General features: G+C 62.4%; 31 protein-coding genes and 1 other RNA gene. 11 read left to right on the forward strand and 21 right to left on the reverse strand.

Translation table 11 applies throughout. The features are described 5' to 3' along the window. Window positions 1-283 precede the first annotated feature (283 nt). The 3 genes from BP869_RS04805 to BP869_RS04815 form a co-directional block, all read right to left on the reverse strand. Window positions 284-610: a DUF5658 family protein gene (locus BP869_RS04805; protein ID WP_342677426.1), complete on the reverse strand. Its 327-nt coding sequence runs from the start codon at window positions 608-610 to the stop codon at window positions 284-286. A gap of 6 nt (window positions 611-616) precedes the next feature. Continuing rightward, window positions 617-1,057, reverse strand: a complete 441-nt coding sequence (locus tag BP869_RS04810) for a type IV pilin N-terminal domain-containing protein (RefSeq protein WP_342677428.1) — start codon at window positions 1,055-1,057, stop codon at window positions 617-619. Between the two features lie 546 nt (window positions 1,058-1,603). After that, window positions 1,604-1,813, reverse strand: coding sequence for a hypothetical protein (locus BP869_RS04815; protein ID WP_342677430.1), 210 nt, complete (start codon window positions 1,811-1,813; stop codon window positions 1,604-1,606). Window positions 1,814-1,900: 87 nt separating this feature from the next. On the opposite strand from BP869_RS04815, the gene BP869_RS04820 reads away from it, so the two are divergent. The 3 genes from BP869_RS04820 to BP869_RS04830 are packed head-to-tail and all read left to right on the forward strand — an operon-like array spanning window position 1,901 to window position 3,849. After that, on the forward strand, window positions 1,901-2,809 hold the full coding sequence (locus BP869_RS04820; protein WP_342677432.1) for an ABC transporter ATP-binding protein: 909 nt from the start codon (window positions 1,901-1,903) through the stop codon (window positions 2,807-2,809). Further along, entirely contained in the window at window positions 2,806-3,573 is a 768-nt protein-coding gene (locus tag BP869_RS04825; protein ID WP_342677434.1) for an ABC transporter permease, read from the forward strand. The genes BP869_RS04820 and BP869_RS04825 overlap by 4 nt, the downstream gene beginning before the upstream one ends. 57 nt (window positions 3,574-3,630) lie before the next feature. Beyond that, window positions 3,631-3,849 carry a TMEM175 family protein gene (locus BP869_RS04830; protein ID WP_342677436.1) on the forward strand — a complete coding sequence of 73 codons (219 nt, stop codon included), beginning with the start codon at window positions 3,631-3,633 and terminating at the stop codon, window positions 3,847-3,849. Between the two features lie 16 nt (window positions 3,850-3,865). Here BP869_RS04830 and BP869_RS04835 read toward each other — a convergent pair whose 3' ends face one another. From BP869_RS04835 to BP869_RS04855, 5 genes are all read right to left on the reverse strand, one after another. Continuing rightward, complete coding sequence (locus BP869_RS04835) at window positions 3,866-4,759, reverse strand: thermonuclease family protein (protein WP_160329464.1); 894 nt, start codon at window positions 4,757-4,759, stop codon at window positions 3,866-3,868. Window positions 4,760-4,833: 74 nt separating this feature from the next. Continuing rightward, complete coding sequence (locus BP869_RS04840) at window positions 4,834-5,211, reverse strand: cupin domain-containing protein (protein WP_342677439.1); 378 nt, start codon at window positions 5,209-5,211, stop codon at window positions 4,834-4,836. A gap of 33 nt (window positions 5,212-5,244) precedes the next feature. Then, window positions 5,245-6,354, reverse strand: a complete 1,110-nt coding sequence (locus BP869_RS04845) for an AAA family ATPase (RefSeq protein WP_342677441.1) — start codon at window positions 6,352-6,354, stop codon at window positions 5,245-5,247. A 35-nt stretch (window positions 6,355-6,389) separates the two neighbouring features. Continuing rightward, window positions 6,390-6,944 (reverse strand): DUF7504 family protein, encoded by a 555-nt coding sequence (locus BP869_RS04850; RefSeq protein WP_067047103.1) that lies wholly within the window; start codon window positions 6,942-6,944, stop codon window positions 6,390-6,392. Window positions 6,945-6,950: 6 nt separating this feature from the next. Further along, on the reverse strand, window positions 6,951-7,526 hold the full coding sequence (locus BP869_RS04855; protein ID WP_342677445.1) for a hypothetical protein: 576 nt from the start codon (window positions 7,524-7,526) through the stop codon (window positions 6,951-6,953). A gap of 337 nt (window positions 7,527-7,863) precedes the next feature. Here BP869_RS04855 and BP869_RS04860 point away from each other — a divergent pair, with 337 nt between their 5' ends. Further along, a complete protein-coding gene (locus BP869_RS04860; protein ID WP_342677447.1) occupies window positions 7,864-9,384 on the forward strand; it encodes a DASS family sodium-coupled anion symporter in 1,521 nt (506 codons plus the stop codon). On the opposite strand, the gene BP869_RS04865 is transcribed toward BP869_RS04860, so the two are convergent. After that, window positions 9,377-9,736, reverse strand: coding sequence for a hypothetical protein (locus tag BP869_RS04865; RefSeq protein ID WP_342677449.1), 360 nt, complete (start codon window positions 9,734-9,736; stop codon window positions 9,377-9,379). The two genes, BP869_RS04860 and BP869_RS04865, sit on opposite strands and share 8 nt — an antisense overlap. A 70-nt stretch (window positions 9,737-9,806) precedes the next feature. Between BP869_RS04865 and BP869_RS04870 the strand changes: the two genes are divergently transcribed. After that, window positions 9,807-10,040 (forward strand): winged helix-turn-helix domain-containing protein, encoded by a 234-nt coding sequence (locus BP869_RS04870; RefSeq protein WP_067047094.1) that lies wholly within the window; start codon window positions 9,807-9,809, stop codon window positions 10,038-10,040. Between the two features lie 243 nt (window positions 10,041-10,283). On the opposite strand, the gene BP869_RS04875 is transcribed toward BP869_RS04870, so the two are convergent. Further along, on the reverse strand, window positions 10,284-11,948 hold the full coding sequence (locus BP869_RS04875; RefSeq protein ID WP_342677451.1) for a phospholipase D-like domain-containing protein: 1,665 nt from the start codon (window positions 11,946-11,948) through the stop codon (window positions 10,284-10,286). 51 nt (window positions 11,949-11,999) lie between these two features. Here BP869_RS04875 and BP869_RS04880 point away from each other — a divergent pair, with 51 nt between their 5' ends. Genes BP869_RS04880 through BP869_RS04890 form a run of 3 tightly spaced genes read left to right on the forward strand, consistent with a single transcriptional unit; the run spans window position 12,000 to window position 13,062 of the window. Further along, the gene (locus BP869_RS04880) at window positions 12,000-12,590 is read left to right on the forward strand and encodes a uridylate kinase (RefSeq protein ID WP_342677453.1); all 591 of its coding nucleotides are present in this window, start codon (window positions 12,000-12,002) and stop codon (window positions 12,588-12,590) included. A gap of 53 nt (window positions 12,591-12,643) precedes the next feature. After that, window positions 12,644-12,799 (forward strand): zinc finger domain-containing protein, encoded by a 156-nt coding sequence (locus BP869_RS04885; RefSeq protein ID WP_394339021.1) that lies wholly within the window; start codon window positions 12,644-12,646, stop codon window positions 12,797-12,799. A gap of 2 nt (window positions 12,800-12,801) precedes the next feature. Beyond that, the gene (locus tag BP869_RS04890) at window positions 12,802-13,062 is read left to right on the forward strand and encodes an elongation factor 1-beta (RefSeq protein ID WP_342677457.1); all 261 of its coding nucleotides are present in this window, start codon (window positions 12,802-12,804) and stop codon (window positions 13,060-13,062) included. Here the strand turns inward: BP869_RS04890 and BP869_RS04895 are convergent. The 3 genes from BP869_RS04895 to BP869_RS04905 form a co-directional block, all read right to left on the reverse strand. Then, a complete protein-coding gene (locus BP869_RS04895) occupies window positions 13,046-14,008 on the reverse strand; it encodes a malate dehydrogenase (RefSeq protein WP_342677459.1) in 963 nt (320 codons plus the stop codon). The genes BP869_RS04890 and BP869_RS04895 overlap by 17 nt on opposite strands. Before the next feature lie 13 nt (window positions 14,009-14,021). Then, window positions 14,022-14,333: signal recognition particle sRNA (ffs, locus tag BP869_RS04900), an RNA gene on the reverse strand. A gap of 12 nt (window positions 14,334-14,345) precedes the next feature. Further along, window positions 14,346-15,362 carry a hypothetical protein gene (locus BP869_RS04905; protein ID WP_342677461.1) on the reverse strand — a complete coding sequence of 339 codons (1,017 nt, stop codon included), beginning with the start codon at window positions 15,360-15,362 and terminating at the stop codon, window positions 14,346-14,348. Window positions 15,363-15,471: 109 nt separating this feature from the next. Between BP869_RS04905 and BP869_RS04910 the strand changes: the two genes are divergently transcribed. Continuing rightward, complete coding sequence (locus tag BP869_RS04910; RefSeq protein ID WP_342677463.1) at window positions 15,472-15,699, forward strand: hypothetical protein; 228 nt, start codon at window positions 15,472-15,474, stop codon at window positions 15,697-15,699. An 8-nt stretch (window positions 15,700-15,707) separates the two neighbouring features. On the opposite strand, the gene BP869_RS04915 is transcribed toward BP869_RS04910, so the two are convergent. Both BP869_RS04915 and BP869_RS04920 read right to left on the reverse strand, forming a co-directional pair. Further along, a complete protein-coding gene (locus BP869_RS04915; RefSeq protein WP_342677465.1) occupies window positions 15,708-16,274 on the reverse strand; it encodes a DUF1269 domain-containing protein in 567 nt (188 codons plus the stop codon). Between the two features lie 124 nt (window positions 16,275-16,398). Next, a complete protein-coding gene (locus BP869_RS04920) occupies window positions 16,399-16,821 on the reverse strand; it encodes a hypothetical protein (RefSeq protein ID WP_342677467.1) in 423 nt (140 codons plus the stop codon). Window positions 16,822-17,081: 260 nt separating this feature from the next. On the opposite strand from BP869_RS04920, the gene BP869_RS04925 reads away from it, so the two are divergent. Beyond that, the gene (locus BP869_RS04925) at window positions 17,082-17,474 is read left to right on the forward strand and encodes a hypothetical protein (protein ID WP_342677469.1); all 393 of its coding nucleotides are present in this window, start codon (window positions 17,082-17,084) and stop codon (window positions 17,472-17,474) included. Between the two features lie 25 nt (window positions 17,475-17,499). Here BP869_RS04925 and BP869_RS04930 read toward each other — a convergent pair whose 3' ends face one another. Beyond that, entirely contained in the window at window positions 17,500-19,857 is a 2,358-nt protein-coding gene (locus BP869_RS04930; RefSeq protein WP_342677471.1) for an arylsulfatase, read from the reverse strand. Window positions 19,858-19,924: 67 nt separating this feature from the next. Continuing rightward, entirely contained in the window at window positions 19,925-20,446 is a 522-nt protein-coding gene (locus BP869_RS04935; RefSeq protein ID WP_342677473.1) for an HdeD family acid-resistance protein, read from the reverse strand. Between the two features lie 173 nt (window positions 20,447-20,619). Between BP869_RS04935 and BP869_RS04940 the strand changes: the two genes are divergently transcribed. Continuing rightward, window positions 20,620-21,159, forward strand: coding sequence for a small multi-drug export protein (locus tag BP869_RS04940; RefSeq protein WP_342677475.1), 540 nt, complete (start codon window positions 20,620-20,622; stop codon window positions 21,157-21,159). A gap of 40 nt (window positions 21,160-21,199) precedes the next feature. On the opposite strand, the gene BP869_RS04945 is transcribed toward BP869_RS04940, so the two are convergent. Genes BP869_RS04945 through BP869_RS04960 form a run of 4 tightly spaced genes read right to left on the reverse strand, consistent with a single transcriptional unit; the run spans window position 21,200 to window position 22,922 of the window. Next, complete coding sequence (locus BP869_RS04945) at window positions 21,200-21,724, reverse strand: DUF1269 domain-containing protein (RefSeq protein ID WP_342677477.1); 525 nt, start codon at window positions 21,722-21,724, stop codon at window positions 21,200-21,202. Between the two features lie 27 nt (window positions 21,725-21,751). After that, on the reverse strand, window positions 21,752-22,066 hold the full coding sequence (locus BP869_RS11835) for a hypothetical protein (RefSeq protein WP_342677479.1): 315 nt from the start codon (window positions 22,064-22,066) through the stop codon (window positions 21,752-21,754). Between the two features lie 10 nt (window positions 22,067-22,076). Then, complete coding sequence (locus tag BP869_RS04955; RefSeq protein WP_342677481.1) at window positions 22,077-22,325, reverse strand: hypothetical protein; 249 nt, start codon at window positions 22,323-22,325, stop codon at window positions 22,077-22,079. An 18-nt stretch (window positions 22,326-22,343) separates the two neighbouring features. Then, window positions 22,344-22,922, reverse strand: a complete 579-nt coding sequence (locus BP869_RS04960) for a hypothetical protein (RefSeq protein WP_342677483.1) — start codon at window positions 22,920-22,922, stop codon at window positions 22,344-22,346. Window positions 22,923-22,974 lie beyond the last annotated feature (52 nt).

Consider the following 22,974-nt stretch of genomic DNA (forward strand, 5'->3'; position numbering starts at 1 on the left):
TCCCTTCGGTCGTCACTCGAAAACCTACGGTTTTCTCGAACTCGCTGACGCTCGTTCCTCGAAGACGAAGTCTTCGCTGTCCGAACGAAGTGAGGTCAAGAAGGTCGAAGACCTTCACTGTAGTCCCCCGGCACAGATTGTGGGGAAGTCAATCGCGTCCGGTCTCCCCGCGTCCTCTTCACGGAACTTCCCTTGCGTCCTCTTCACGGAACTCCATCGCGGCGCTCCCGCTCTCTCATCACACCATCTCACTCGCCCGCTCCCGCAGTACCTTAGAGCGCCCTCAGGCGAAGACCTGCCAGAGCCCGATCTGCCAGAGATTATTCGCGAAGGAGAGCATGTACACCGCGGCGGCGCCGCCGATGCAGTACGTCCCGCTGCCCGCGACGAGAGTGTCGGCGCGGCGGCAGAGGAAAAGTACGAACACGGCGAAGGAAGCTTTCAGGAGCGCGTGCAACGCGGGGCAGAAGACGATGCCGGCCATCACGGGGTTCGCCTCCTGTCCCCCGTTGTCGAGGGCGTAGGTGGTCGTCGCCACGTCGGCGGCGAGGAGGAGGACGAGGAGGAGAAAGAGAATGCGCGAGGCGCGGGTGGAAAAAAGGGGGGACATGGAAGGTTACAGAGTCTTCTGGAGGATGACCTTCTCGTCGCCGTCGGCGAACTTTCCAGCGACAACGATCGGTCCCTTTGAATTATCGGTCAGGATGATCACGTCACCACTGGAGAATTTTTTGTCCTCGGCTGGTTTCAGGATGCCATCTGTCGTATCTACCGTGTCATTACCATTATAGACGACTCCACTCTCAACTGCACTCCCGTTTACTTTGATTGACATTTCCTGCAGTCCTGAGAGGTCTTTCCCGCTCTGCAGGATGATCGTGATGGCTGTGCTGTTGGTCGAGGCGGTGAGGGCGATATCCTTTGGGCCCTGCATTTCGTTCCCCATGTTGAGAACGAACATGCCCACGATCGCCGCAAGGATGACCGTGATGGCGACCATCAGGATGACGCCGATGACCGGCGACACCGCTTCTTCATGCTCATATCCGAATTTCATCGTTTAGTACCTCCTCTTGTGAGGATGATCGCAATTTAGTGTTATAGTATATATGTTTTCTTCATTTGTGCGGTATGTGTCGGTGCAAAGGGTGATATTTAAAATGTTTCATACGCCATTCGGGCGTTTTATGGCTATTGATGCATCGCGGGCACATGGCGTGAAGTGCCGGTCTTCCGGGGGAAAACGGCACAATTTTATAGGTGTGTGCGCTGAAGGCGGAACGCGATATAAACATTTTTCATGGGCGCGGGAAAAAAGGGATCGCCTGAAGAGAAAAATCGTGAAAAGAGCGGCGCGGGTGGGTGTATGCCGGGAGACGGTCAGGGCATTGCCCGTCTCCGGCAGAAATAGACCAGTTTCACGCAGACAAGGATCCGAAAATCCTTCCCCCGCACCCGGGTGAACACGGCCGGGCCGGGGATATCAGAATGTATAACGTGCCCTGTATTTATTATAAGCTGTTTTGTGCCGATAAAAAAAGAAAAGGGAGTTTCTTAAACCTCCTTTACCTATAAAAACCGATTAAATTTGGATAAATCGCTTTCAGGCCGATTTTGCCGCGGTGTAGGCGTCGTACATCGAGTACAGCCAGACCAGGATGTAGAAGGGGATGCCGATCACGAAGGCCGAGAGGCCGCCGAAGGCGACCGCGAGCACGAAGAGCACGAGCGCCTTCATCATCTGGCCCGTGTAGAACTGGCCGAGGCCGGGGATGAAGAACGAGAGTATCACTGCAAGAAGTGGCGATGCCATAGAGTGCGTTTCACCGCGGAGGAGAAAAAGCACCCTCACCGGCCAAAAGCTACAACTACTCGGGCGTGAGATCGCCATGCCGGGACAATGCCGCCTGTCATCATCGCGGAAAGGCTGGAAAAAAACTTCGGGAACGTCAGGGCCGTGCGGGGGATCAGCTTCACCGTCGAGGAGGGGGAAGCCTTCGGCTTCCTCGGCCCCAACGGCGCCGGCAAGACTACCACCATGCGCATGGTCCAGTGCGTCTCGCCGCGGACAGGCGGCAGACTCCAGGTCTTCGGCATGGACCCGGCCGTCGACGCCCGCGCCATCAAGGCCCGCCTCGGCGTCGTCCCGCAGGAGAACAACCTCGACCCCGACCTCACCGGCGCCGAAAACCTCCTCGCCTACGCGCGCTACTTCGGCATACCGAGACGCACCGCCGAGGAGAGAGTCTCCCGCCTCCTCGCCTTCGTCCAGGTGGAAGGAAAGAAAGACGTCGTCATCGAGAACCTCTCCGGCGGCATGCGCCGCCGCCTCATCCTCGCCCGCGCCCTCGTCAACGACCCCGACATCCTCATCCTGGACGAACCCACCACCGGCCTCGACCCCCAGGCCCGCCACCTCATCTGGGAAAGACTCCGCGCCCTCCAGCAGGAGGGCACGACCCTCGTCCTCACCACCCACGCCATGGACGAGGCCGAACACCTCTGCGACCGCCTCGTCATCATGGACCACGGCCAGGTCCTCGTCGAAGGCTCGCCGAAAGACCTGATCCGGACGACGATCGGCGGGCACATCATCGAGGCCGGGGCCGACGAAGCCGTCATCGCGTGTCTCAGGAGCCGCGGCATCCCGTACGAGACCGCCGGCAACCTCGTCCACATCCCCACAGACAGGCCGAACGAAGTGACCCGCGCCCTCCTCGACGCCTGCGGCGCCATCACCCTCACCACGCGGCCCGCCACCCTCGAAGACGTCTTTTTAAAACTCACCGGGAGGACACTCAGGGAATGACCCTCCCCGGCAGGCGCGCCTGGACAGTCTGGCGCCGGAACCTCGACGTCTTCGTCAAGACCTGGAAGGTGAACCTCCTCGTCCCCGCCCTCGAACCCGTCCTCTACCTCCTCGCCCTCGGCTTCGGCGTCGGCTACTACATCGCCGAAGTCGACGGCGTCCCGTACATCCGCTTCATCGCCCCGGCCCTCGTCGCCGTCTCCGTCATGAACGCCTCCTTCTTCGAGTGCACCTACGGCTCGTACGTGCGCATGTACTACCAGAAAACCTTCGACGCCGTCATCGCCACCCCCGTCTCCATAGAAGAGGTGATCGCCGGCGAGATCCTCTGGGGCGCGACGAGAAGCCTCATCTCCGCCTCCCTCATCATCCCCGTCCTCCTCCTCTTCGGCGTCGCCGCCCTCCCCGGCTCCCTCCTCATCGTCCCCTTCGCCTTCCTCGCCGGCCTCCTCTTCGCCTCCATCGGCATGTGCTTCACCGCCGTCATCCCGAACATCGAGTCGATCAACTACCCGGCCTTCCTTTTCATCACCCCCATGTTCCTCTTCTCCGGCACCTTCTTCCCCCTCTCCCTCCTCCCCGCACCCCTCCAGGCCCTCGCCCTCGCCGCCCTCCCCCTCACCCACGTCGTCAATGTCTGCCGCGCCCTCACCCTTGCCGCGGGCCTCGACCTCCTCCTCCTCGGCCTGATCTGGATCGCCGCCGTCACCCCGGTCGCCTTCCTCCTCGCCCTCAGGATGATGAAAAAGCGGCTCGTCCGCTAACACCCGCGGCCGCACCAGCGCGGAGAGATTATCGGGAAACCCCAACAACACTCTGCAATGCAGACCGCCGAAACATCCCCCTCCGAAGGCATCGGTTTCTCAAAAGCACGCTTCGAGGCGCTGACCGACGGGATCTTCGCGTTTGCCATGACCCTTCTCGTCGTCGGCATGGCCGTGCCGGCCGCGACGACGGCCACGACCTCCGCCGGCGTCACCTGGAGCACGGCGGTCTATCTCCTCATCCCGCCCCTGCTCTGGACCTTCAGGCGGATCTGAAAAAAAGGACTCGCCCTCACCGCTCACGCGGCGGGACAAGGTTCATGCCGGCCACCGCCTTCGGCACGTCCGAAGGCCAGATAAAGACCCGGTTGTACGGCGGCACCCGGTGATACTCCTGCGGGTAGAAGATCTCGCCGTTCGTCATGTCGGCGCAGTACCTGCTGATCCAGGCCCCCCTCTCCGACGACGAGAGGCGCTTGCCGGCAAGAACCTTCGCCGTGATATCGTAGAGGCGCACGCACATCCTGAACTCGTACCCGGTCAGGGCCATCGGGTCGGCCCACGCCCCCCTCTGCGCCCTGTACGCCTCCTCCGCCGCGTCCCTGATCATCATCAGGTCGGCATGGCGCGGCAGGCTCGGGTAGATCGCGAAGATCGCCGCCCACCCCGACGCCACCATCATCAGGTTGAAGGTCGCCCTCTCGGCCCGCGTCATCGTCTCCCTCTCCTTCGCGGTGTAGTTCGGCGCCATATACGCGAGCAACCGCCCGTACTGGTCGAAAGGCCGGTCCGCAACCCGCAGGAACACGTCCCTCTTCGACCCGTTCGGCCGCGTCAACTTCTCTGCAAGGAGCTGCTTGAAATAACGGGCCGCCTCCATTCCCTGGTCCTCCTGGAGAGTCCCGGCCGAACCCGTGGCAAGCTTCGGCCTGAGATGCTCCCCCAGGCTGTGTTCGACCGCCGCCTCCCCGTCCTGGATCCAGTCGGCCAGTTGCGCCAGATCGGCGTCGTGCCGCGACGGCGGCGTATTGACAGGATAGTGCACCTCGGGCGTGTCGATGGAGAGCATCCTGATCGACATCGAGATATACGGACTGTCCCCGTCGCTTACCCGCAGGTATTTCTTTTTGCCCAGGGTATCGAGCTCGATCCCCTGGGGGTCCCAGAATATGGCAACATTCTGCATCGTCTCTCCCCCAGCCGCACCCGGCGGCGCCGGGAACGGCACCACGCCATGGGCGGGAGGGGATATATGGGTTGTTATGGGGAGGAGGGGAACACCTCCTCGTCCTCCTCCCGCCATGCAGGGTCGACGACCGCGAGGATGACAAGGTCGCCCGGCCCGGTGTTCTCGATCCACTGAACCGCGCCCGGCGGGATGTAGACGGCCTGCCCCTCGCAGACCTCCGCCTTTTCATCGCCGATGTGCATCTCGCCCCTGCCCGCGAGGATATAATACGTCTCCGACGAGGTCTTCAGGCGGTGGGGAAGCGATGCCTCACCCGGACCGAGGAAGGCATGGGCGATAGAACAGCGGTTTGTGCAGGCCGGTTCGTCCTTCGGGTGCAGGAGTTCGCGGAGATGGGTTTTGTCGCCGGCCGTGAAGACAGGCGTGGCCCTGATGTCCCTGATCAGCATGGAGAAAAGATAGGCGGCCGGGAAAAAAGAACGTCATCCCCTGAGAAACCGCCCCTCCATCCAGCGGGCCAGGAAAGGGTCGGCGACCCTGTAGCCCCCGCCCTCCTCCTCTGCGATCCCTCTTTCGAGAATCCTGCGGAGGGCCGACTGGACGCTCGCCGGGCTTGCAAAGCCCCGGGTGCGGGCGAACTCGCCGGAGAAGAGGTCGTCCTCGCCCTGCGCCACCGCGAGGAGGGCCCTGCGCTGGTTCGCGGTGAGAGCGTCCCAGATCGCAAGGTATGACCCTTCCAGGTCCGCGATCACCTCGCGGATCGCCGCCTCCACATCCGCCGGTCCGGCCGAGCCGCGGATGCGCCCCCTGTACCACACCTCGAAGGCGAGGCGCTGGGTATAATGGGGATGGCACCCTGTCGCCGCCAGGAGCGCCTCCACCGTTCCGTCGAGGAGGGCGATGCCGGCGCCGGCAAAGGCCTCCCCGATATACGCCGCGAACGCCCCGGCCGGGATCTCGTGGAGGGTCATGTGAGCGCCGAAGTTGTAGAATGGGCTCTCCTGCGACCGGAAGATCCACTCCATCATGTGCCTCTTCGAGCCGATGAAGACATAGGCAACGTGCTGGTGGTGCTGGAAGACCGACCTGAGGGTCTTCAGGAGGTTCTCGAAACCCGCGAGTTCCTGGAACTCGTCGAAGACCACGACAACCCGGCGGCCGCGGTCGACGGCAAGCCTCTCCGGCAGGTCGTAGGCGCCGGAGAGATCCTCCTCGGGCTCGTACTCGACGCCGACCTCGACCTCCGGCGCCGTCTTCACCGTAATCTTTGGCGTGATCCCGGCGAAGAGCCGCTTTATCGCCGCCAGGATCTCCCTCTCCGGGTAATGCGCGAGCACCTTCGCCGAGAGGGCGCGGGCGAGGTCGTGCTCGCTGGTGAAGGCATAACAGTCGAGAAAGATCGGGAGGACACTCCCCCCGAAGCCGTCGATGGCCCTGAGGACGAGGGACGTCTTCCCGTATTTGCGGGGCGAGTAGATGATAAGGCTCCGCCCGTTCTTCAGGTAGTTCCTGACCCGTTCCAGCTCTGCGGTCCTGTCGATGAAGGCCGGACCCCGCACCGGCTGGCCGAAGACAAAGGGGTTCTCATCCATGGTTATTGTGATCTGAATTATTTAGATGTAAATAATCATCCCTCCTCCTCCATGTCCACCACTTCGTCGACGAATGTGGTGAGCCGGGAGAGGAGCAGGGGGTCGAGCCCCTTCTCCACCGCAAGGAACACCCCGGCAATCCCGGAGATCTTCAGCCTGCTCGTCACGAAATGGATGAACCGCGAGATGTTCGCGGAGGAGAGATAGATGAGCATCGTCGAGACCGAGTCGAAGAGGACGAAGACCTCCTTTCCATCGACCGCCTTGAGGGTCTGGGTGACAGCGATCCCCATATCTGTGAGGTCTTCGGGACTGTTCACGAAGACGGCGTTCTCCACATCCTCGGGCGCCTTCCCGACCGCGTACTTCGTGATCGCATCAACAACGCGGACGCGTGCCAGGTCGATCCCCTCCTGGACATAGAGTTTCCTGAGGACCGGATAGGGCTGGTTGGTGGTGATGATGACCGCGGTCGCGCCCTGCTCCGTGATCTCCCTGACGATCCCGAGGTTGGTCTGCTTCATCGCCGTCGCCGGCGAGAGGACAAGGTAGAGTTTCCGGTCTTCACTCTTTTCAAGGACAAATCTCATAGGGCTTCACCGCGTCAGGAAATCTTTGTACGGTCCGGGGATATCCTGCTCCTCCTCGATCACGCCCTGGTTCAGTTCCCTGAGCGTGGCAAGGACGCTTTCCGCGTGGCTGATCTGGACCTTGAGGAGATCGAGGACGTCCTCCTTCTCCATCTCTCCCGTTTCCGCCGCCATGCAGGCATCCCGCAGATTCTCCTGGACCAGCAGGATCGGCGTCCTGATCCTGAGGGCGACCTCGGAGATGAAGGCGACCATTGTCCTGTGCTTCCTCTCTTTCTCCTCAAGGGCCCGGTCGCGGGACGCGGAGAGGGACCCGATCACGTACGCCACCGCGACGAACATCACCGCCCGCACCACCGCCGCCGGGTCCACGCCACCGGCCGAGACGGTCTCGACGGCAATATGGGTGACGCCGAGCAGGGCCGCCACCGCCACCGCCTTCTGGTGGAACCATATCCCGGCAAGGGCGATAGGCAGGTAGAAGATGTGGGTATAGGCGATCGAGACACTCATGCCCAGGTGGACCACCGCTTCGAGGGCCAGGGAGAGGAGTACGAGGGCCGTGACAATCGCCGCCTTCATATATCTCCCTCCGGGTTCAGGTGTCGTCGTCACCATATCGTCTCCCCTCTGCCTGTTTCCGTTGAAATTCGGCGACATTTCATATAAACATATGCAAATAATGCACTTTATTTTCAGGCCTCAGATCTCTTTTCCCTCCGTTTCGCCGGCTCTGGTCCGTGAATCCTCGCACTCCCGCGGGTACTGATCGGCCTGTCTCCTCTCTCCTCCCCGCCACGGTTTTCTTTTTCCAAATGGGGCAAATGCCGCTAAAATCATCCCGATTCCTCGAAACGAATGGATTTGCCCGATCAGAAGGGAATAGTAGAAATATCACAAATTCCAATCTTTGTGTCCGATGAAAAGTAGTATCGGGAGGGTCCTCGGGGTCCTTGTATTTCTGACCCTTGTGTTCGCTCCCATCGACGACACGCTGATCCCGACAGCGGCCAGATATGTCGCCGCGGTCACCCTCCTGATGATCATCTGGTGGATCACGGAGGCGATCCCCCTGGAGGCGACGGCACTTCTGCCCGTGGTGCTCTTCCCCCTCCTCGGCGTCCTCAGCGCCAAAGAGGCGACGGCCCCGTACGCCGACAAGGTCATCTTCCTCTTTCTGGGCGGGTTCATCATCGCCATGTCCATGCAACGCTGGGGCCTCCACCGGCGTATCGCCTTAAACATCATCAACGTCGTCGGGACAAGCCCGCGACGGCTCATCCTGGGCTTCATGATCGCGACGGCCTTCCTCTCGATGTGGATCTCCAACACCGCCACCGCGATGATGATGATCCCGATCGCGATCGCGATCATCGCCACCATCATCCCCAATGCCAGTGCCACCCTGAAGAACATGACCGAGGAGCAGCGCGACTTCTGCGAGGCCCTCGTCATCTCCATCGCCTATGCCGCCAGCATCGGCGGTATCGGCACCCTCATCGGCACGCCGGCGAACGGCATCTTCGTCGCCCAGATGAAGACCCTCTTCCCTGCGGCCCCTACCATCGACTTCTTCTCCTGGATGAAATTCGGCGTGCCCCTGGTCGCTCTCTTCATCCCCATCACCTGGCTCTGGCTCAGTTACGGATCGTACCGCCACCTGCCCTCGAAGATCGCCCATGCGAGGGAGATCATCGACCACCAGATAGAGAGTATCGGGCCGATGACGAAGGGGGAGAAGTGGACGCTGGCCGTCTTCGTACTTGTCGCCCTTGCCTGGATCTTCGAGAAAACCAAGGACATCGGCGGCTTCGTGATCCCCGGCCTCGACATCATCTTCCCGGCCATCGACGACTCGACGGTTGCCATCGCCGGCGCCCTCCTCCTCTTCCTCCTTCCGGTGGACAGGAAGAAGGGGATCTTCACGATGGACTGGGAATGGGCGGTGAAGATCCCGTGGGGCATCCTCCTCCTCTTCGGCGGCGGTCTCTGTCTCTCGACCGCCTTCATCAAGAGCGGCCTTGCAAAGGTCATCGTCGACCAGATCGCGATCTTCGGCGCTCTCCCCATCGTCCTCCTCGTCCTCCTGGTGGCCATCAGCATCTCCCTCCTCACCGAGGTGACCTCGAACACGGCCGTCGCCTCCCTGATGATGCCGATCATGGCCGTCACCGCCGTCTCCATGAACATCCACCCGTACATGCTCATGCTCACCGCGGCGGTCTGCACCTCCATGGCCTTCATGCTCCCGGTGGCGACCCCTCCCAATGCCGTCGCCTACGCATCCGGCTACATCGACATGAAAGACCTGATGCGCTCGGGTTGGGTGCTCAATTTCGCCGGGGTCACCCTCTGGACCCTCTTCCTCTTCACGGTCGTGATGTGGGCCCTTGGCTTCACCCCGGCCCTCCCCGACTGGGCGACGATGCCGGTCAAATGAGGACAACGTCCGCGGCCGCCTTCACCACCACCTCTTTTTTCCCCTGATAGGTCTGGACCGTCCCGGCGACCTGCACCCTGTCGCCCTTCGCAAGGGCGACCCCCTGTGCCGCCGAAGCCGGGACGAAGACCTGCGTCCCGTTCACCTCCGCAATGAGATGGCCGCCGGCGAGCTCGCGCACATCCCCGACAGTGCCGGTGAGGAGGACGAAGCTGCCGTCGCCGGCGTCAGGTGTCCAGGGCGCGGCAAAGGCCGCGCTCCCCGCCGCGGCAAGTGCGGCATGCAGCCCGAGGAGGAGGGCAGATATTCCGAAAAGAATAATGAAAGCCTTTATTTCGGGAGATGCAAGCATGATGTAATATTCTCATGCTTTTTATATATTGGCCGATACGTTCATATGTTAACGGTGTTAACTATTGATCATGCACCCGACCACCCTCCCGCCTTCCTCCAGGAAGGTCCTGATCATCCTGGAGGACGGCGGTTCGATGACGCACAAGGACCTCGTCCGCTCCTCCAGCCTTGCCCCGAGGACTGTCAGGTATGCTCTGAAGCGGTTGAAGGACAACAACCTCATCATTGAGAAGTTCAACTTCAAGGACGCCCGCCAGATCATCTACCAGTACAAGCCCCAGCAGGCCGCCGAAGCCGTCTGAACACAGCACGAGTCCCTCTTTTTCGCCCCGGCGAATCGCTCGCTCTCCGTTCGAGCGGAAGCCGTACTCTTCTGCCTGAACTCGCAGTTCGTTATCGCAAGCCGAAGGCTTTCTCGATCTTGCTGTCGCCCGTTGCCCCCGGTCCCCCAAACTTAGGACGGGGATGTGTTGGCAATCTCCCTCGTCGTGATCTCATCCTGTCTTCCCCGAAAAAATGACCCGCGGACTTTCGCGCCCTCCTCTTCACCACCTCATAATCCTTCTCGCGACATACAGGGCGGCGAAGAGGATCACGACGCCGACGGCAGCGACGATACGATAATCGAACCCCGCTTCTCCGCCGACCCTCGTCCCAGCCTCCCAGTCGGCCGCGAAGACGCGGGCGAAGTACGCCGCCGCCGCCGGGTGCTCGACGATCACCCCGGCCTCGCGGTTGAAGTCGGGGGAGTTGTCATTCCAGTTGATCGAGGAGACGAGCACGCTCCTGTCGTCCACGACCACCCCTTTCGTGTGGACCTTCTCCAGGTTCGCCGCCGCAAGGTCGACGCAGCGCGCCTCGATCGGGAGGCCCTCACTCCGGGCAAACTCGTTGATCCAGGCCGCCATCTCGTCGTTGTCCTTCTCGCCCTCCACATTGAACCACGCGGAGTCCAGGAGCACCTGCACGGAGACGCCGCGGCGCGAGGCATTGATCGCCTCGGTCAGGTACCGGTTCGGCCCTCCCGCGGTGCTGTTCGTGATATAGGCCTGCTCGATGAGGACACGCTCCCCGGCCCCCGCGATCATCTGCCGCACGAGATCGCTCGTCTCCGGCGCGATCACCGGCGTCACCCTGGCGCCGTGAACGGTCTCGGGCGAGAACCGCACCTCGTAGTTTCCGCCGCCCGTTGCCGCGACGTTCCCATCTTGCGGGGCCGGCACGACGTCGCCGCCGGTGCTGTCGGCCCGGTAGACCTCTGCGAAGTAGCCCGCGACCCCGGTGTCCTGCACCCACGCCCCCCAGCCGCGGTTCCCCCTCTTCCCTGCCTCGGGGATGCCGCTCTCCTTGAAGTTCTCCGACATGACAAGGACGCTCCTCCCGTCGACCACCATGTACTTCGCGTGGTCGAAGCGATAGCGGGCATGGACATCGCCCGCGGTCTCCATCATCATCACCGGGACGCCGTGGCCGGCGAGCATCCGTGCGACGCCCTTCCCTTCGGCGCTGATCCCCCCGACCGGCCCGCCCTCGACAAGGATCGAGACATCGACCCCGCGGCCCGCGGCGCCGGTGAGCATCCCCGCGATGCCGGGGTGGGTGAACTCGTAGACATTCACGTCGATGCTCTCCCGCGCCGAGGTGACCGCGTCGGAGATCACCTCGTACGAGCAGTCGGGAGAGACGAAGAGGGTCACCGTGACGTTCTCGAAGGTCTGTGGGGCGAAGTCGGACTGGCCGATGAAGAAGGGCCGCGGGTCCCATCTGCCGTCCACGAGAGTGTGGACCTGCCCCTGCCGCGGCACCACGTCGCCCGGCCACCCGACCTCCTGGACAACCGCCCCGCCGACAAGGAGGGTGAGACTGTCCCTCTGGTTCGCGAGCCTGAAGTCCCCTCTCCTCTCCATGTCGGGGACCCCCGCATCGGTGTCGACGACCTCGTAGTCGGGGAGACGGCCGTGGGCCCTGACATACCCGGCCGCCTCCCGTGCGACAACGATACGCCCGTCAATAACGCTCCCCTCAGGGAAACGGACACTCCCCTCTCCATCGGAGATCTCGATGCCGTGCAGGCTCCCGGCCCCGTCGAGGACGACGTACTCGTCGGGCTCGCCGGAAAGGTAGGGGTCGGGGCAGAACGCCACGATCTGGACCGCCCCGGCCGTCCCGGCGAGAAGAGCGAGGAGGAAGATGACGATGGCCGTCCGCATACTCTTCGTTCCTCCCCCCGGGTTTTTATAATCAGCCGGTCCACGCGGATCATGGACCTGCCAGTCGTCGTCAAGGTCGGGGGGAGCCTGACAGACCGCGCCGCCGCCGTGGTCGGAGAGGTGCTCGACGCGGGGGTGCCGGCCCTGATCGTGCCTGGGGGCGGGCAGTTCGCCGACGCCGTCAGGACCCTCGCGCCGCCCGACACCCCGGCCCACTGGATGGCGGTCGCCGCCATGGAGGCCTACGGCTGGTACCTCTCCTCCTTCGGCATCCCGGTGACCGCCGACCTCGCCGTGCCCGAAGGCCCGGCGGTCTTCCTCCCCTATGCCGCCCTCAGGGCGCACGACCCCCTCCCGCACTCCTGGGCCGTCACCTCGGACACCATCGCCGCCTGGGCCGCCCGGGAGATCGGGGCCTCTCTCGTCCTTGTCAAGTCGGTGGACAGCCTGACGCGCGGCGGCGTCCCCATCGCCGCAGTCCACGAGCCCTTCCCCTGCGACGAAGTCGACCCCCTCCTCCTCCCGTACCTCTTCGACCACCACATCTCCGCACGGATCGTGAACGGCAGGGTCGAAGGGCGCCTCCTCCGACTCCTCGAAGGGGAGGCCGTCCCCTGTACCCGAGTCTATACGAGCATTTAATTGCACATAAGATGCAAAGATCACTAACTCTTAATTGGGGTTTATCTATGGCTATGGAAAAATGCACGTCATGCAACGCACCCCTCTCTGAACGTGGTGCGACCAGGTTTAACTGTCCCGTCTGCGGGAACGAGATCAGGCGCTGTGCCCAGTGCAGGGAACAGAGCATCGCCTACACCTGCGAAAAATGCGGGTACCAGGGGCCATAACCATGGGAAAAGTCGCCGTCATTCTGAAACTCATGCCTGAATCAGCCGACATCCCGGTTGAAGACCTCAAGACGGCCATCAAGGCCACTGTTCAGGGCATTGACGACGTCAGAGAAGAACCGATCGGTTTCGGGCTCTTCGCTCTCAAGGTCGCCGCCATCATCGAGGATGAAGAAGGCGCCACCGACGCTCTGGAGTCGAAACTCGCCGCTGTCGAAGGCATTGCAAGCGCCGAGATCACCGACGTCAATCGGATGATCTGATCTCGTCCATTTTTTCCAGGACCTGTTGCGTGATCCCGCGGATCTTCTCGACCGAGGCGCGGAACGCGGCCAGTTCGTTCTCTTCGATCCTGATCGCCACAGGGAATACGCCCTCGCGGTTGACCCGTGCCGGTACGCCGATGCAGGTGTTCCCGACATTGTGGACCTCGCTTTTGATGTAACAGGAGACTGTGAGGATCCTGTTCTCGTTTGCAAGGACCGTCTGGATCAGGGTTGCGATGGCGTCGCCCGGCCCATAGACCGTTGCCCCGCTGTTTTTGATGATGAAACTGCCGCTGCTCTTGACCCTGTTCACCATATCCTCCATCGGGAGGCTGGAAAACGCCGGCAGGTTCGAGATCCTGATGCCGCCGATCGTCGTCGCGGACCAGAGCGGGACCATGCTCTCGCCGTGCTCGCCGATGATGCGTGTGTGGACTTCGCTCACATGGACGTGGAAATAGTCGGCGATCAGTGCCTTCAGTCGCATCGAGTCCAGGTGGGTGCCCAGGCCGAAGACCTGTCTCGGGTCCATCCTCGAGTACCGGAGAAAGACCGCGGTCATCACGTCGACCGGGTTCGTGATCATGAGGACGATCGCTTCGGGAGCATGGCTGCCGACCTCTTCGGCTATCGGAGCAATGATCCGGGCGTTCCCGAGGGCGAGATCGATGCGGTCCTGTCCTTCCTGGCGCGGCACCCCTGCCGTGACCACGACGACGTCTGAGTCGGCATAGTCTTCGGGGCGTGTGCTCCAGGTAAAGGCCGTCCCTATCCCGCGTGCGGCGCACGAGTCCGTGAGATCATGACAGAGACCTGCAAGAGATTGTTCCCTGCCAGGCCGCCCCATGAGAAGCACCTCATCGACGTGAGGGATACCTGAGATGGAATGAGAAGCAAAAGAGCCAAGCCTTCCCGTGGCTCCGACAACAGTGACTTTTGACATGGGGATCAGTCAATTGGGGACGGGTCCTCGGTCGACAATACGTGCCTGCTCTTGTCCTGGCACTCCTTCTCCACCCCGCACCCCCATGGGCGCCGCACGTCCACGGTAAGTCTGCTCCCTTCCGGGCCTGAACCGGTCTCCGCGGTACGAGGTCTTTGCCCCCTACAGGGCATCGAGTCCTCTCCGTCGACCTCATGGGACAAGGTTTCTCAGTTGGAATACACAGGGCGCCAGCAGATCGCCAGAGCCTTCCTCGGACTTCGCCCTCCGCGTACCGGCGATTTCGGATCACAGGTGACGCCGAGCCACCCAGGCTAGTCCCCATATGTACTATGGCTCACGGGATAAATGCCTTCCCTCCACCCGCGCCGCGCCACGCGGAGAGCACTCCCCCACAGGCGTCAGGATCCTCCTTTCCGAAGATATCGAGGGCCGCGAGGGAGCGTTCGGGCCTCTCCAGCAGGGGAGGGAGGCGGGCGAGGTCGCCGTGGTAGACGAGGAGGTGCTGATCGCCCCATGCCTCGGCGATGAGGACGGGCTCGTCCCTGACCTCGGGGACCCTCTCCCTCTCTGCATGAATGGCGACTTCGTCGACGAGGAGGCTGCCCCTGTTTGCCTGGATATTGACCGCCGTCCAGAATGTGGCCGGGCCGTGGGCATCGCAGAAGACCACCTCGGGCACGCCGGCAAGGGCCGCGGCAATGCCGAGCGTCCCGGCGCCACAGCAGGCGTCGACGAAGGTATGGGGTGCCTGCCTGCCGATCTCCCTCTCGACCGCCCTGATCTTCGGGTTGAAAGGGCGGGGGAACTCGATGTGCGTCCGGGAAAGTTCCTTGTACACGACGACTTCCCCGATGGAGGTGGGGAAGATATTTGCCTGGACATCGCAGCCCGAGAGGAGCTCGTGGGCGGCCGGTCCGTCCCTGCCGAGGCCAGGGACTGCCCGGCCCGTCCGCACCACGCCCCGCACCTCGGGCACCTCGCGCACGATCCTCTCCGCTGCCCTGCGGTCGGGATAGGGGGAGAGGAGGACAAGGGACCTGTCCGGGAGGAAAGGGGGCGCGGCGAGGGCGAAGCCAGGGTGGACGACCGGCGTCCCCGCGGCTCGCAGGGGCTCGGTGCCGGCGATCGCCCCCTCCTCCCTGAGGACGAGGTAGATGGCGGCGAAGACATCGTCGATAAAACGCCGCCCACAGGAGCAGGGGGCGGCCGGTTCATAGTTCTGCGGCAGGGGGGCCGCCTTGTCGAGGGGTGCGGCCCTGCATTCCCCGCAGGGGGAGAAGACCGCAGGTACCATTCCGACGATCTCTTCCACGTCCCTGACGCACTCTCCTCCGCAGACCGGACACTGCATGGACGCGCGTGGGGTGCGGCGGCATATAGTGTTTTACTCGCCTCTGCCGGCAAAACTCTATATGTCGTGGACCGCATTCACCCTTCTCTCTCCGGAGGGGGAACACCAGATGTCATCACGATCTGTCATTCTTGTCATACTGCTCGTGCTGGTGGCGGTGATCGTCGCCGGGTGCAGCCCGGCAGACACGCCGCCCGTAGCAGATACCCACGCCACCGTCGATGCCACCCCGGGAACCCCGGACGATGCCGACCTCTCCGGTGCGATCGCCCACACACAGGCCTATGCGTTTTTCAGGAGTCTCGCCCGCCTGGCCGGGATCGGTCAGGTAACCTGAAAAAGGGGTCACTGTGCCGGAACAGCGACCCTCTTCTTCTCCTTTTCCTCCTTGTCCGCCGCCTCCACCGCGGCGGCGAGGTCTGCCCCGGCGAGCAGCAGTGCCTCGGGCGTCACCATCCCCTGGGCAAGCACGAAGCCGCCGGCGTCGCGCAGCGCCTGCTTGAGCCCGATCGCCCAGGTGTGCTCGATCAGCATCACGGCTGCGGCGCTGTCTGCCGGGATGGCGTCGGCGATCGTGGCGAGGTCGTCCGCGGCGATGCCGAAGTCATACTCCGCCACCCGTTCCGCGCCCGCCTCCGCGCCGGCACGCGCTCCCTCTTTCCCGGCCGCCCCGAACCCGATGAGGGCTCCCACAACGGCGCCGAAGCGCATCCTCTCCTCCTCGGTGAGATCGGTAGCCTGAAACTCGGTGACTTTGCCGTCGGCATCCTTCCAGACAAAGAGGAGGTCGATCAGCCTCATCGTACCCTTTTCTCGCAGGGATCTAAGTTGCTTGAGAACTTGTCCATGGAATTCGGGCTCGTCAAAGCCGATCACGACCATCTGCATCGGTCCATACATTACGTTTGCCATCTCTCTTCCTCCGCCATTCCTTCCCTGTGCGGGTAGGGGCGACCTGTGTCACGACAGAGAAATATAAAAATGTGGTGATTGTTTTAGTTCGGTCGCCTTCCCGGATTCTACAACCTCTGTGGCCTCAGGGCGTGCACTTCAACTCGGCAAAGAGGTTCTGCCATGCCTGTCTGAAGGCGACGCGCTGTTCCGTGACCGATGATAGACCCTCCCCCAGGGTGGCACTTTCAGGGATGTTCCTGACTGCGTTGTCCAGGTTGGTGTACGCGGTCTCGAGTTCGGTCACCCGTGCCGATTTCAGGTCTTTCGCCGATGTCCTGACACTCTCCATCGCTGTTTTGACCTCGGCCTCGGCCGCTCGCAGGTCACCGACCGTCGAGTCCCTGTTGATCGCCTCGACTTTCTTTAATGCCTGGTCCAGGTCTGCCATGCTCTGGCAGAGCTGTGCCTCGGCCTGCTGGCTTGTGGGCTGCTGGGTGCACCCGGCGACGGCGATGACCGCCAGCAGGGCGATGCCGATACAGATCCCGATTGTCTCTTTTTTCATCCTCTCCCTCCGGACCGGACTCAAGGCAGATGTGCCTGCCCGGTCTTCAATCGCCAGTATGGCATATAAGATATATATCCACGCGTATCGATATCGCCCCTCCCCGGTGCAGTGTTCCCTCCGTTATCACCACTCTATGGAGGGATTTATCTCCTGATAGCCGCCGGGACGAGGAGATCGAGGGGGCCGGTGACGATATATATGAGGAGGATCTTCTCCGGGTACCGCCCGGGCCGGGCGGTCTGGAGACGATGTTTGTCATGACACGAAGCCGACCTTTTGGTATTACCGTCCTCGCGTTCCTGGCTATTCTTGCGGCGATCCAGGCCGTGGTCTATACCCTGCAGATGCTGCACCTCCTCCCCGTCACCCTGGGGCCGGTGCGTTTCTTCACCTTCGACCTTCTCGGGGCGATCCTCTGGGGCATGCTTGCCCTCATCTATCTCTGGGTCTTCCGGATGCTCTGGAACCTCGACCCGCAGGGATGGGTCTTTGTCGTGCTCCTCTCTGTCCTGAACCTCGTCCTGGCCTTCCTCTCCGTCCTTGGTGCGTCCACCTGGGAGGCGATGGCGCCTGCACTCCTGATCAACGGGGTCATCCTCATCTACTGCCTGGCGCCCGGCACGAAAGAGGCGTTCGGCGTACCGGGATAGGGAAAAAAAGGGGGTGGCCCCCGGCCTACTGCCGGGCGAGGGCCATCCTGATCTCGGCCTCGTGGTCCTCGATCCTCTCCCCGCTGACGTCGACGGCCACACGGTGGATCGTGCCCGTGAATGCGAACGGGGGCCTGTACAGATCTGTGATCGGCGACCCCCTGCTCCGCCCGCAGCACAGTCCCCCACCGAGGCCGATGAGGATCGGGACGGTCACCGGCACCTCCATCTCGCCCACCGGCCTCTCATTGAAGTACAGGCGCCCCGTGCCCGGCGCCCCCTTCCCGTTCCTGACGTCGGGCTCGCCCGTCCTCTCGAACTGGTAACTCAGGACCACCCGCCCCTCGGGGACCGTCTCCGTGGAGACGAGGTGGAACTCCCTGACGCCCACGTAGTTGTGGACATAGTGGAGCCTGTTCTCCTTCACGAAGAGGGCGTACCCCCCGACATTGCTGCCATGGGAGAGCAGGACCCCCTCGGCCCCTCCCTCCGGGATATCGACCACCGCCGCGATGACGTGCGAGCGGTTGAGCACCTTCACGGCCGTGTTCTCGGGCACTCCCTGCGTCCCCGGGAAGTAGACATAGCGCGCCCTCTCCCCTCCTATCTCAGGGCGAGGGTCGGCAAAGCGCTGGACGCCGCGGCCGTCGATGGGCAGCACATGATACCTGCCCGCCTCCGCGTACCACAGGGTGACCAGTTCCTGCAGGACCTCCGGGTACTCTCCGGCCACATTGTGCGCCTCGGTGACGTCAGTCTCCACATGGTACAGTTCCCAGCCCTTTGCATCGAGTTCCCTGAGCTTTTCCGCCGATATCGGCTGCCCGAAAGGCCCGCTCTCGGCGAAGGAGGGGCCCGGCCAGGGACAGACCGCCTTCCAGCCTTTGTGGTAGAGGGAACGGTGGCCGATCATCTCGTAGTACTGGGTCGCGTGCCTGGACGGCGCCGCGGCGTCGTCGAGACTCCCGGCAAAACTCACGCCCTCGATGGGCGACTGGGTCACGCCCCTGATCGCCGCGGGCGGCCTGATGCCGAGCACCTCCAGCACTGTCGGCACGATATCGATGGCATGGGCGTACTGCGTCCTGATCTTCCCCTTCGCCCTGATCCCTCGCGGCCAGTGGACGATGAAGGGGTCGCTGATCCCTCCCCTGTACGTCTCCCTCTTCCAGCGCCTGAAAGGCGTGTCGCCGGCCCAGGTCCACCCCCAGGCATAGTGGTTGAAGTACTTCGGCCCGCCCAGATCGTCCAGGGCCGCAAGGTTGTCCTCCAGGGACTCGGGGACGTAATTGAAGAACCTGTTTTCGTTGACCGACCCGGTGGGGCCGCCCTCCGCACTGGCGCCGTTGTCCGAGATGACCATGACCAGAGTCTTCTCCAGTTCGCCGATCGATTCCAGGTAGTCGAGGACGCGGCCTATGTGGTGGTAGGTATGCTCCAGGAAACCGGCGAAGACCTCCATCATCCTGGCGTACAGGCGCCTCTCCTTCTCAGGGAGTGCGTCCCACCGCGGCACGTCCGGGTCGTGCGGCGGGAGGTCGGTGCCTTCGGGGACGATGCCGAGTTCCTTCTGCCGGGCAAAGACCCTCTGCCGGTAGGCCTCCCAGCCGTCGTCGAAGACGCCCCTGTAGCGGTCGGCCCATTCCCTCGGCACATGGTGCGGGGCATGCATCGCGCCGGTGCAGTAGTACATAAAGAAGGGCCTGTCAGGGGCGACCTGTTTCGCGTCGGCGACGAAGCCGATCGCCCGGTCCGCGAGGTCCTCGTTGAGGGTGTAGCCCTCCTCCGGCGTCCGCGGCGGGTCGATCGTGTGGTTGTCGTGGGCGAGGTCGGGATAATACTGGTGGGTGTCGCCGCCGAGAAATCCGTAAAACCGTTCGAAACCGCGGCCCAGGGGCCAGCGCTCGTACGGGCCGGCCGCGCTGATCTGCTCGGCCGGCGTCAGGTGCCACTTGCCGACCGCGAAGGTGTTGTAGCCGTTCTGGAGCAGCATCTCGGAAAGAAATCCGTTCTCAAAGGGGATGCTCCCGGAATAACCCGGGTACCCGGTCGAGATCTCGGTGATCCCGGCCATGTTGTTGGAGTGGTGGTTGCGCCCTGTCAGGATGCAGGACCGTGTCGGCGAGCAGAGCGCCGTCGTGTGCATGTTGGTGTAGCGCAGACCCCCTTCGGCAAGGCGGTCCAGGTTCGGCGTCCTGATGGGTGAGCCGTAACAACCCAGTTGCCCGAAGCCCGTGTCGTCGAGCACGATGATCAGGACATTCGGTGCTCCCTCCTTCGCCCGCAGGGGCGCGGGCCAGGCCGGCGTGGACTCGTCGACCGTCCGGCCGATCGTCCCGGGAAACGCCGTCCCGGGCGGGTACTCGATCAGTTTCTCGTTCATCTCCATATCCCTCCTGGATAGGGGGGGATACCCGGAGTGGGGAGTACGAGATATATATCCTCCCCTCTCACCCTGCCGCACGCAGGCGGAAGGAGAAGACCATCGCGCTCACCCCGCCGAGGATCGCCAGGATGCCGAGGAGCAGCACCAGGGACGCGACGGTGAAGAGGGGGTTTGCGAGGAGGATGACGCCGAGGATGATGCTGATGATGCCGAGGAGTGCCGGCGCCCACCCGCCGCCGCTCACGCCCTGTGCGATGCCGGCGGCCCCCATGATCATCCCGAGCACGCCGATGAGGATCGCGAGGAATGAGGAGATGATGGCCGTGCTGTACAGGGGGTACGCCAGCACCAGGACCCCGGCGATGATCCCGAGGAGGGCGAGGACGATCGTCCATATCCCGTGGTCTCCACCGAAGAATATACCGACAAGGGCGACGATGCCGGTGATCATCCAGTATATCCCGAGGAAGGTGACCAGGACGACGAGGGTCTGTGCCGGCCATGCGAGCAGGACCAGACCGAAGAGGAGGGTGACGATGCCCTGAAGGAGGACGAGCCACCAGGGAAAGGTTTCTTCTACTACCACAATATCAGCACGGATCGTTTCACCGTTCATGATGACACCTGGGTGTAGGGACTCCTGTGTAATTATATTCCTTTCGTCCTCCCGCACCCCAACCTATATCGCCGGGCAGAGAGCCATGGGGAGACACCAGGGATCTGGAGGAGTTTCTCTCCTTCCTGTCCGCGGCCCGCACCATGAATCCCGACTGGCTCTTCACCTGGCTCCGGCAGGCATCAAAGGTCATATTGATCGTCGTCATCTTCACCCTACTCATTCCTCTCCTCCTCGGCCTCGCCCTCTCCGTCCCCTCGGGCGTGGTGCTCGGCCTCGTTTCTTCCACTCTCCTCCTCCAGGCGAACGCCGTCTTCGTCGGTCTCGCGATGGGTCTCCACCCTGTCATGGTTCTTGCGGTCATGACCCTCGTCGAGGTCGGCGCCGTGCTCGCGATCTTCGAGACCTGCGACACCTTTGCGATGCAGTCGGTACGGATCCAGGCCATGCTTGAGAAAACCGGGAAAAAGATGCAGACAATGAAATATCTCTCAAAATATGGCGTCTATACTCTCTTCTTCCTCCCGGTATTCCCCATCATCGGGCTGTACTCCAGCGTCGTCATTGCGTGGATTCTCCAGTGGGACCGCCGTCTCTCTCTCCTTTTTATCACCCTCGGCTGGATCGGGATCTGCCTGGCACTCATGCTCATGAAGTTTGGCGTCCTTAAGATCATCCTCTGATGAACGGTGGACGAAAAAAAGTGGAGTTCGCAGGGCCCTCTCACATCGCCGGGGCCGCGACCTTCTCCTTCTCTGCCGGTTCCTCCTCGCCGAAGGCCGCCCTCAGTTTTGCCTCGTTCTCCGCGGTCATGGACGTCCTGATGACCGTGCCCTTGAACTCCGCCATCTCCTTGAGGAACTTGTCAGGCGTCGCCTCCTTGATCAGCATGAAGACCGCTGAATTCCCGGGCTTCACCGTTTCGGAAACGTCTTTGATGAACTTGTCATCGATGCCGTAGTCTGCAAAGTGGCCGGCGATCGCCCCGGCGATCGCGCCGATCGCAAGCCCGAGGACCGGCACAAAGAAGATAAGCCCGATGAGGAGGCCCCAGAAACTCCCGCTCAGCGCCCCTATGCCGGCAAGGCTCGTCGACTGCTTGATGTCTGTCTTCCCGTCCTGGTGGCGGACCACCACGACCAGGTCCTCGAGCCCGACCAGGTGCTCCTTGCTCATCTGCGCGAGTTTGTCCCTCACCCGGAACGCGGTTTTTTCGTCGTCAAATCCGACGACAACCAGATCACTCATGATTCGTCCCCCCTTTCGTCATGCTCTTCAGCCCGGAGAACCCCGGACCGATATCCCGAATGGGGCAGGCGGTATAAAAACCCCGTGATCCCACCCCCCTCTCTTCACCGCCTCCCGCAGCACTGCTTGTACTTCAGCCCGCTCCCGCAGGGGCAGGGGTCGTTCCGCCCGGTCTTTGCCCCGCCGGTCGCCTGTCGACCCGATAGGCGTCGTGCATCTCCCGTGTGCCGCCGAGGCTGAGGCCCACGAGATAGTTGTGCTCCCGAAAAACTCGCACCACGCGTCGTTCAGGAGAGTCCTGTTTGTCTGGATGGTGTTCTCGACGATCATGCCTGGCCGCATGTATCTCTCCTCAGGTGCGCCCCAACCTCTTTTCCCATGTGACCTGGCAGCGCACGAGACCGCAGATCTCCCTGACGGCAAGGACGGAGAGGAGGATCGCGGCGATGAGCATGACGACGACGAAGACCGCGAGCGCCTGGTCGGCCGTGACTCCGAGACCTGCTGCTGCCGCCCCGATCAGATGCGGAAAATGGGGGACGAAGACGACGAGCGTGATCACGAGTACCAGGAGGACGGTAAAAATGGGAAATGGTTTCATGTCCGGTCCCGTGCCAGATCAGATCTTTTTCTCCTCCTCAGGTGTGGCCTCTTTCAGCTTTTCAACCCTCTTTGAAAAATCCACGGCCTTCTGCTCGATCTCGACCGAGAAGATCCGCCCTGCCTGGAAGAGGACGATGATCGCCCAGATGACCAGGAGGACCAGGACCACGCCGGCGAGCACGCCGAGTACCCCTGCGATCAGGGGCAGGAAGAAGAGGTACGCGAGCACGGCGATGAGCACGTAGCCGATGAGCCTGAACCCTGTCTGGTATCTCTCCAGTTTTTCATCGGAGACCTCCCCCTTCGAGAACGCGAGCGTTGCATACCCGGCGACGGCATTGGTGACGTCGATGATCTCCTTGAGGATGGCAAGGAAAACGATGATCAGGGCGACGATCACGATCGCCGATATCAGCGGCTGGAGCCCGATCAGGCCGAGAAATGTCGGGTCACCGAGCGATCCTGCAAGAGGAATGAAGATATAGACGGCGAAAAGCCAGATCAGAAAGGCAATAACGATTTCAACGATGATCTTCGGGAGACTGTCTGCAATCTCCCGCCTGGATTCGGTATAAATTTCTTCACGGGTGACCATACTACCACCACGGCGACACATGATATATAAATCAGAATTTATATTTGCCGGT

The organism is Methanofollis sp. UBA420 (assembly GCF_002498315.1).
In the GTDB taxonomy this organism is placed as follows: domain Archaea; phylum Halobacteriota; class Methanomicrobia; order Methanomicrobiales; family Methanofollaceae; genus Methanofollis.

Bases quoted from the DNA above. Each gene is read 5' to 3' on its own strand.
- BP869_RS04805 (WP_342677426.1), bottom strand. From the start codon at position 610: ATGTCCCCCCTTTTTTCCACCCGCGCCTCGCGCATTCTCTTTCTCCTC.
- BP869_RS04810 (WP_342677428.1), bottom strand. From the start codon at position 1,057: ATGAAATTCGGATATGAGCATGAAGAAGCGGTGTCGCCGGTCATCGGC.
- BP869_RS04815 (WP_342677430.1), bottom strand. From the start codon at position 1,813: ATGGCATCGCCACTTCTTGCAGTGATACTCTCGTTCTTCATCCCCGGC.
- BP869_RS04820 (WP_342677432.1), top strand. From the start codon at position 1,901: ATGCCGCCTGTCATCATCGCGGAAAGGCTGGAAAAAAACTTCGGGAAC.
- BP869_RS04825 (WP_342677434.1), top strand. From the start codon at position 2,806: ATGACCCTCCCCGGCAGGCGCGCCTGGACAGTCTGGCGCCGGAACCTC.
- BP869_RS04830 (WP_342677436.1), top strand. From the start codon at position 3,631: ATGCAGACCGCCGAAACATCCCCCTCCGAAGGCATCGGTTTCTCAAAA.
- BP869_RS04835 (WP_160329464.1), bottom strand. From the start codon at position 4,759: ATGCAGAATGTTGCCATATTCTGGGACCCCCAGGGGATCGAGCTCGAT.
- BP869_RS04840 (WP_342677439.1), bottom strand. From the start codon at position 5,211: ATGCTGATCAGGGACATCAGGGCCACGCCTGTCTTCACGGCCGGCGAC.
- BP869_RS04845 (WP_342677441.1), bottom strand. From the start codon at position 6,354: ATGGATGAGAACCCCTTTGTCTTCGGCCAGCCGGTGCGGGGTCCGGCC.
- BP869_RS04850 (WP_067047103.1), bottom strand. From the start codon at position 6,944: ATGAGATTTGTCCTTGAAAAGAGTGAAGACCGGAAACTCTACCTTGTC.
- BP869_RS04855 (WP_342677445.1), bottom strand. From the start codon at position 7,526: ATGAAGGCGGCGATTGTCACGGCCCTCGTACTCCTCTCCCTGGCCCTC.
- BP869_RS04860 (WP_342677447.1), top strand. From the start codon at position 7,864: ATGAAAAGTAGTATCGGGAGGGTCCTCGGGGTCCTTGTATTTCTGACC.
- BP869_RS04865 (WP_342677449.1), bottom strand. From the start codon at position 9,736: ATGCTTGCATCTCCCGAAATAAAGGCTTTCATTATTCTTTTCGGAATA.
- BP869_RS04870 (WP_067047094.1), top strand. From the start codon at position 9,807: ATGCACCCGACCACCCTCCCGCCTTCCTCCAGGAAGGTCCTGATCATC.
- BP869_RS04875 (WP_342677451.1), bottom strand. From the start codon at position 11,948: ATGCGGACGGCCATCGTCATCTTCCTCCTCGCTCTTCTCGCCGGGACG.
- BP869_RS04880 (WP_342677453.1), top strand. From the start codon at position 12,000: ATGGACCTGCCAGTCGTCGTCAAGGTCGGGGGGAGCCTGACAGACCGC.
- BP869_RS04885 (WP_394339021.1), top strand. From the start codon at position 12,644: ATGGAAAAATGCACGTCATGCAACGCACCCCTCTCTGAACGTGGTGCG.
- BP869_RS04890 (WP_342677457.1), top strand. From the start codon at position 12,802: ATGGGAAAAGTCGCCGTCATTCTGAAACTCATGCCTGAATCAGCCGAC.
- BP869_RS04895 (WP_342677459.1), bottom strand. From the start codon at position 14,008: ATGTCAAAAGTCACTGTTGTCGGAGCCACGGGAAGGCTTGGCTCTTTT.
- BP869_RS04905 (WP_342677461.1), bottom strand. From the start codon at position 15,362: ATGCAGTGTCCGGTCTGCGGAGGAGAGTGCGTCAGGGACGTGGAAGAG.
- BP869_RS04910 (WP_342677463.1), top strand. From the start codon at position 15,472: ATGTCATCACGATCTGTCATTCTTGTCATACTGCTCGTGCTGGTGGCG.
- BP869_RS04915 (WP_342677465.1), bottom strand. From the start codon at position 16,274: ATGGCAAACGTAATGTATGGACCGATGCAGATGGTCGTGATCGGCTTT.
- BP869_RS04920 (WP_342677467.1), bottom strand. From the start codon at position 16,821: ATGAAAAAAGAGACAATCGGGATCTGTATCGGCATCGCCCTGCTGGCG.
- BP869_RS04925 (WP_342677469.1), top strand. From the start codon at position 17,082: ATGACACGAAGCCGACCTTTTGGTATTACCGTCCTCGCGTTCCTGGCT.
- BP869_RS04930 (WP_342677471.1), bottom strand. From the start codon at position 19,857: ATGAACGAGAAACTGATCGAGTACCCGCCCGGGACGGCGTTTCCCGGG.
- BP869_RS04940 (WP_342677475.1), top strand. From the start codon at position 20,620: ATGAATCCCGACTGGCTCTTCACCTGGCTCCGGCAGGCATCAAAGGTC.
- BP869_RS04945 (WP_342677477.1), bottom strand. From the start codon at position 21,724: ATGAGTGATCTGGTTGTCGTCGGATTTGACGACGAAAAAACCGCGTTC.
- BP869_RS11835 (WP_342677479.1), bottom strand. From the start codon at position 22,066: ATGCGGCCAGGCATGATCGTCGAGAACACCATCCAGACAAACAGGACT.
- BP869_RS04955 (WP_342677481.1), bottom strand. From the start codon at position 22,325: ATGAAACCATTTCCCATTTTTACCGTCCTCCTGGTACTCGTGATCACG.
- BP869_RS04960 (WP_342677483.1), bottom strand. From the start codon at position 22,922: ATGGTCACCCGTGAAGAAATTTATACCGAATCCAGGCGGGAGATTGCA.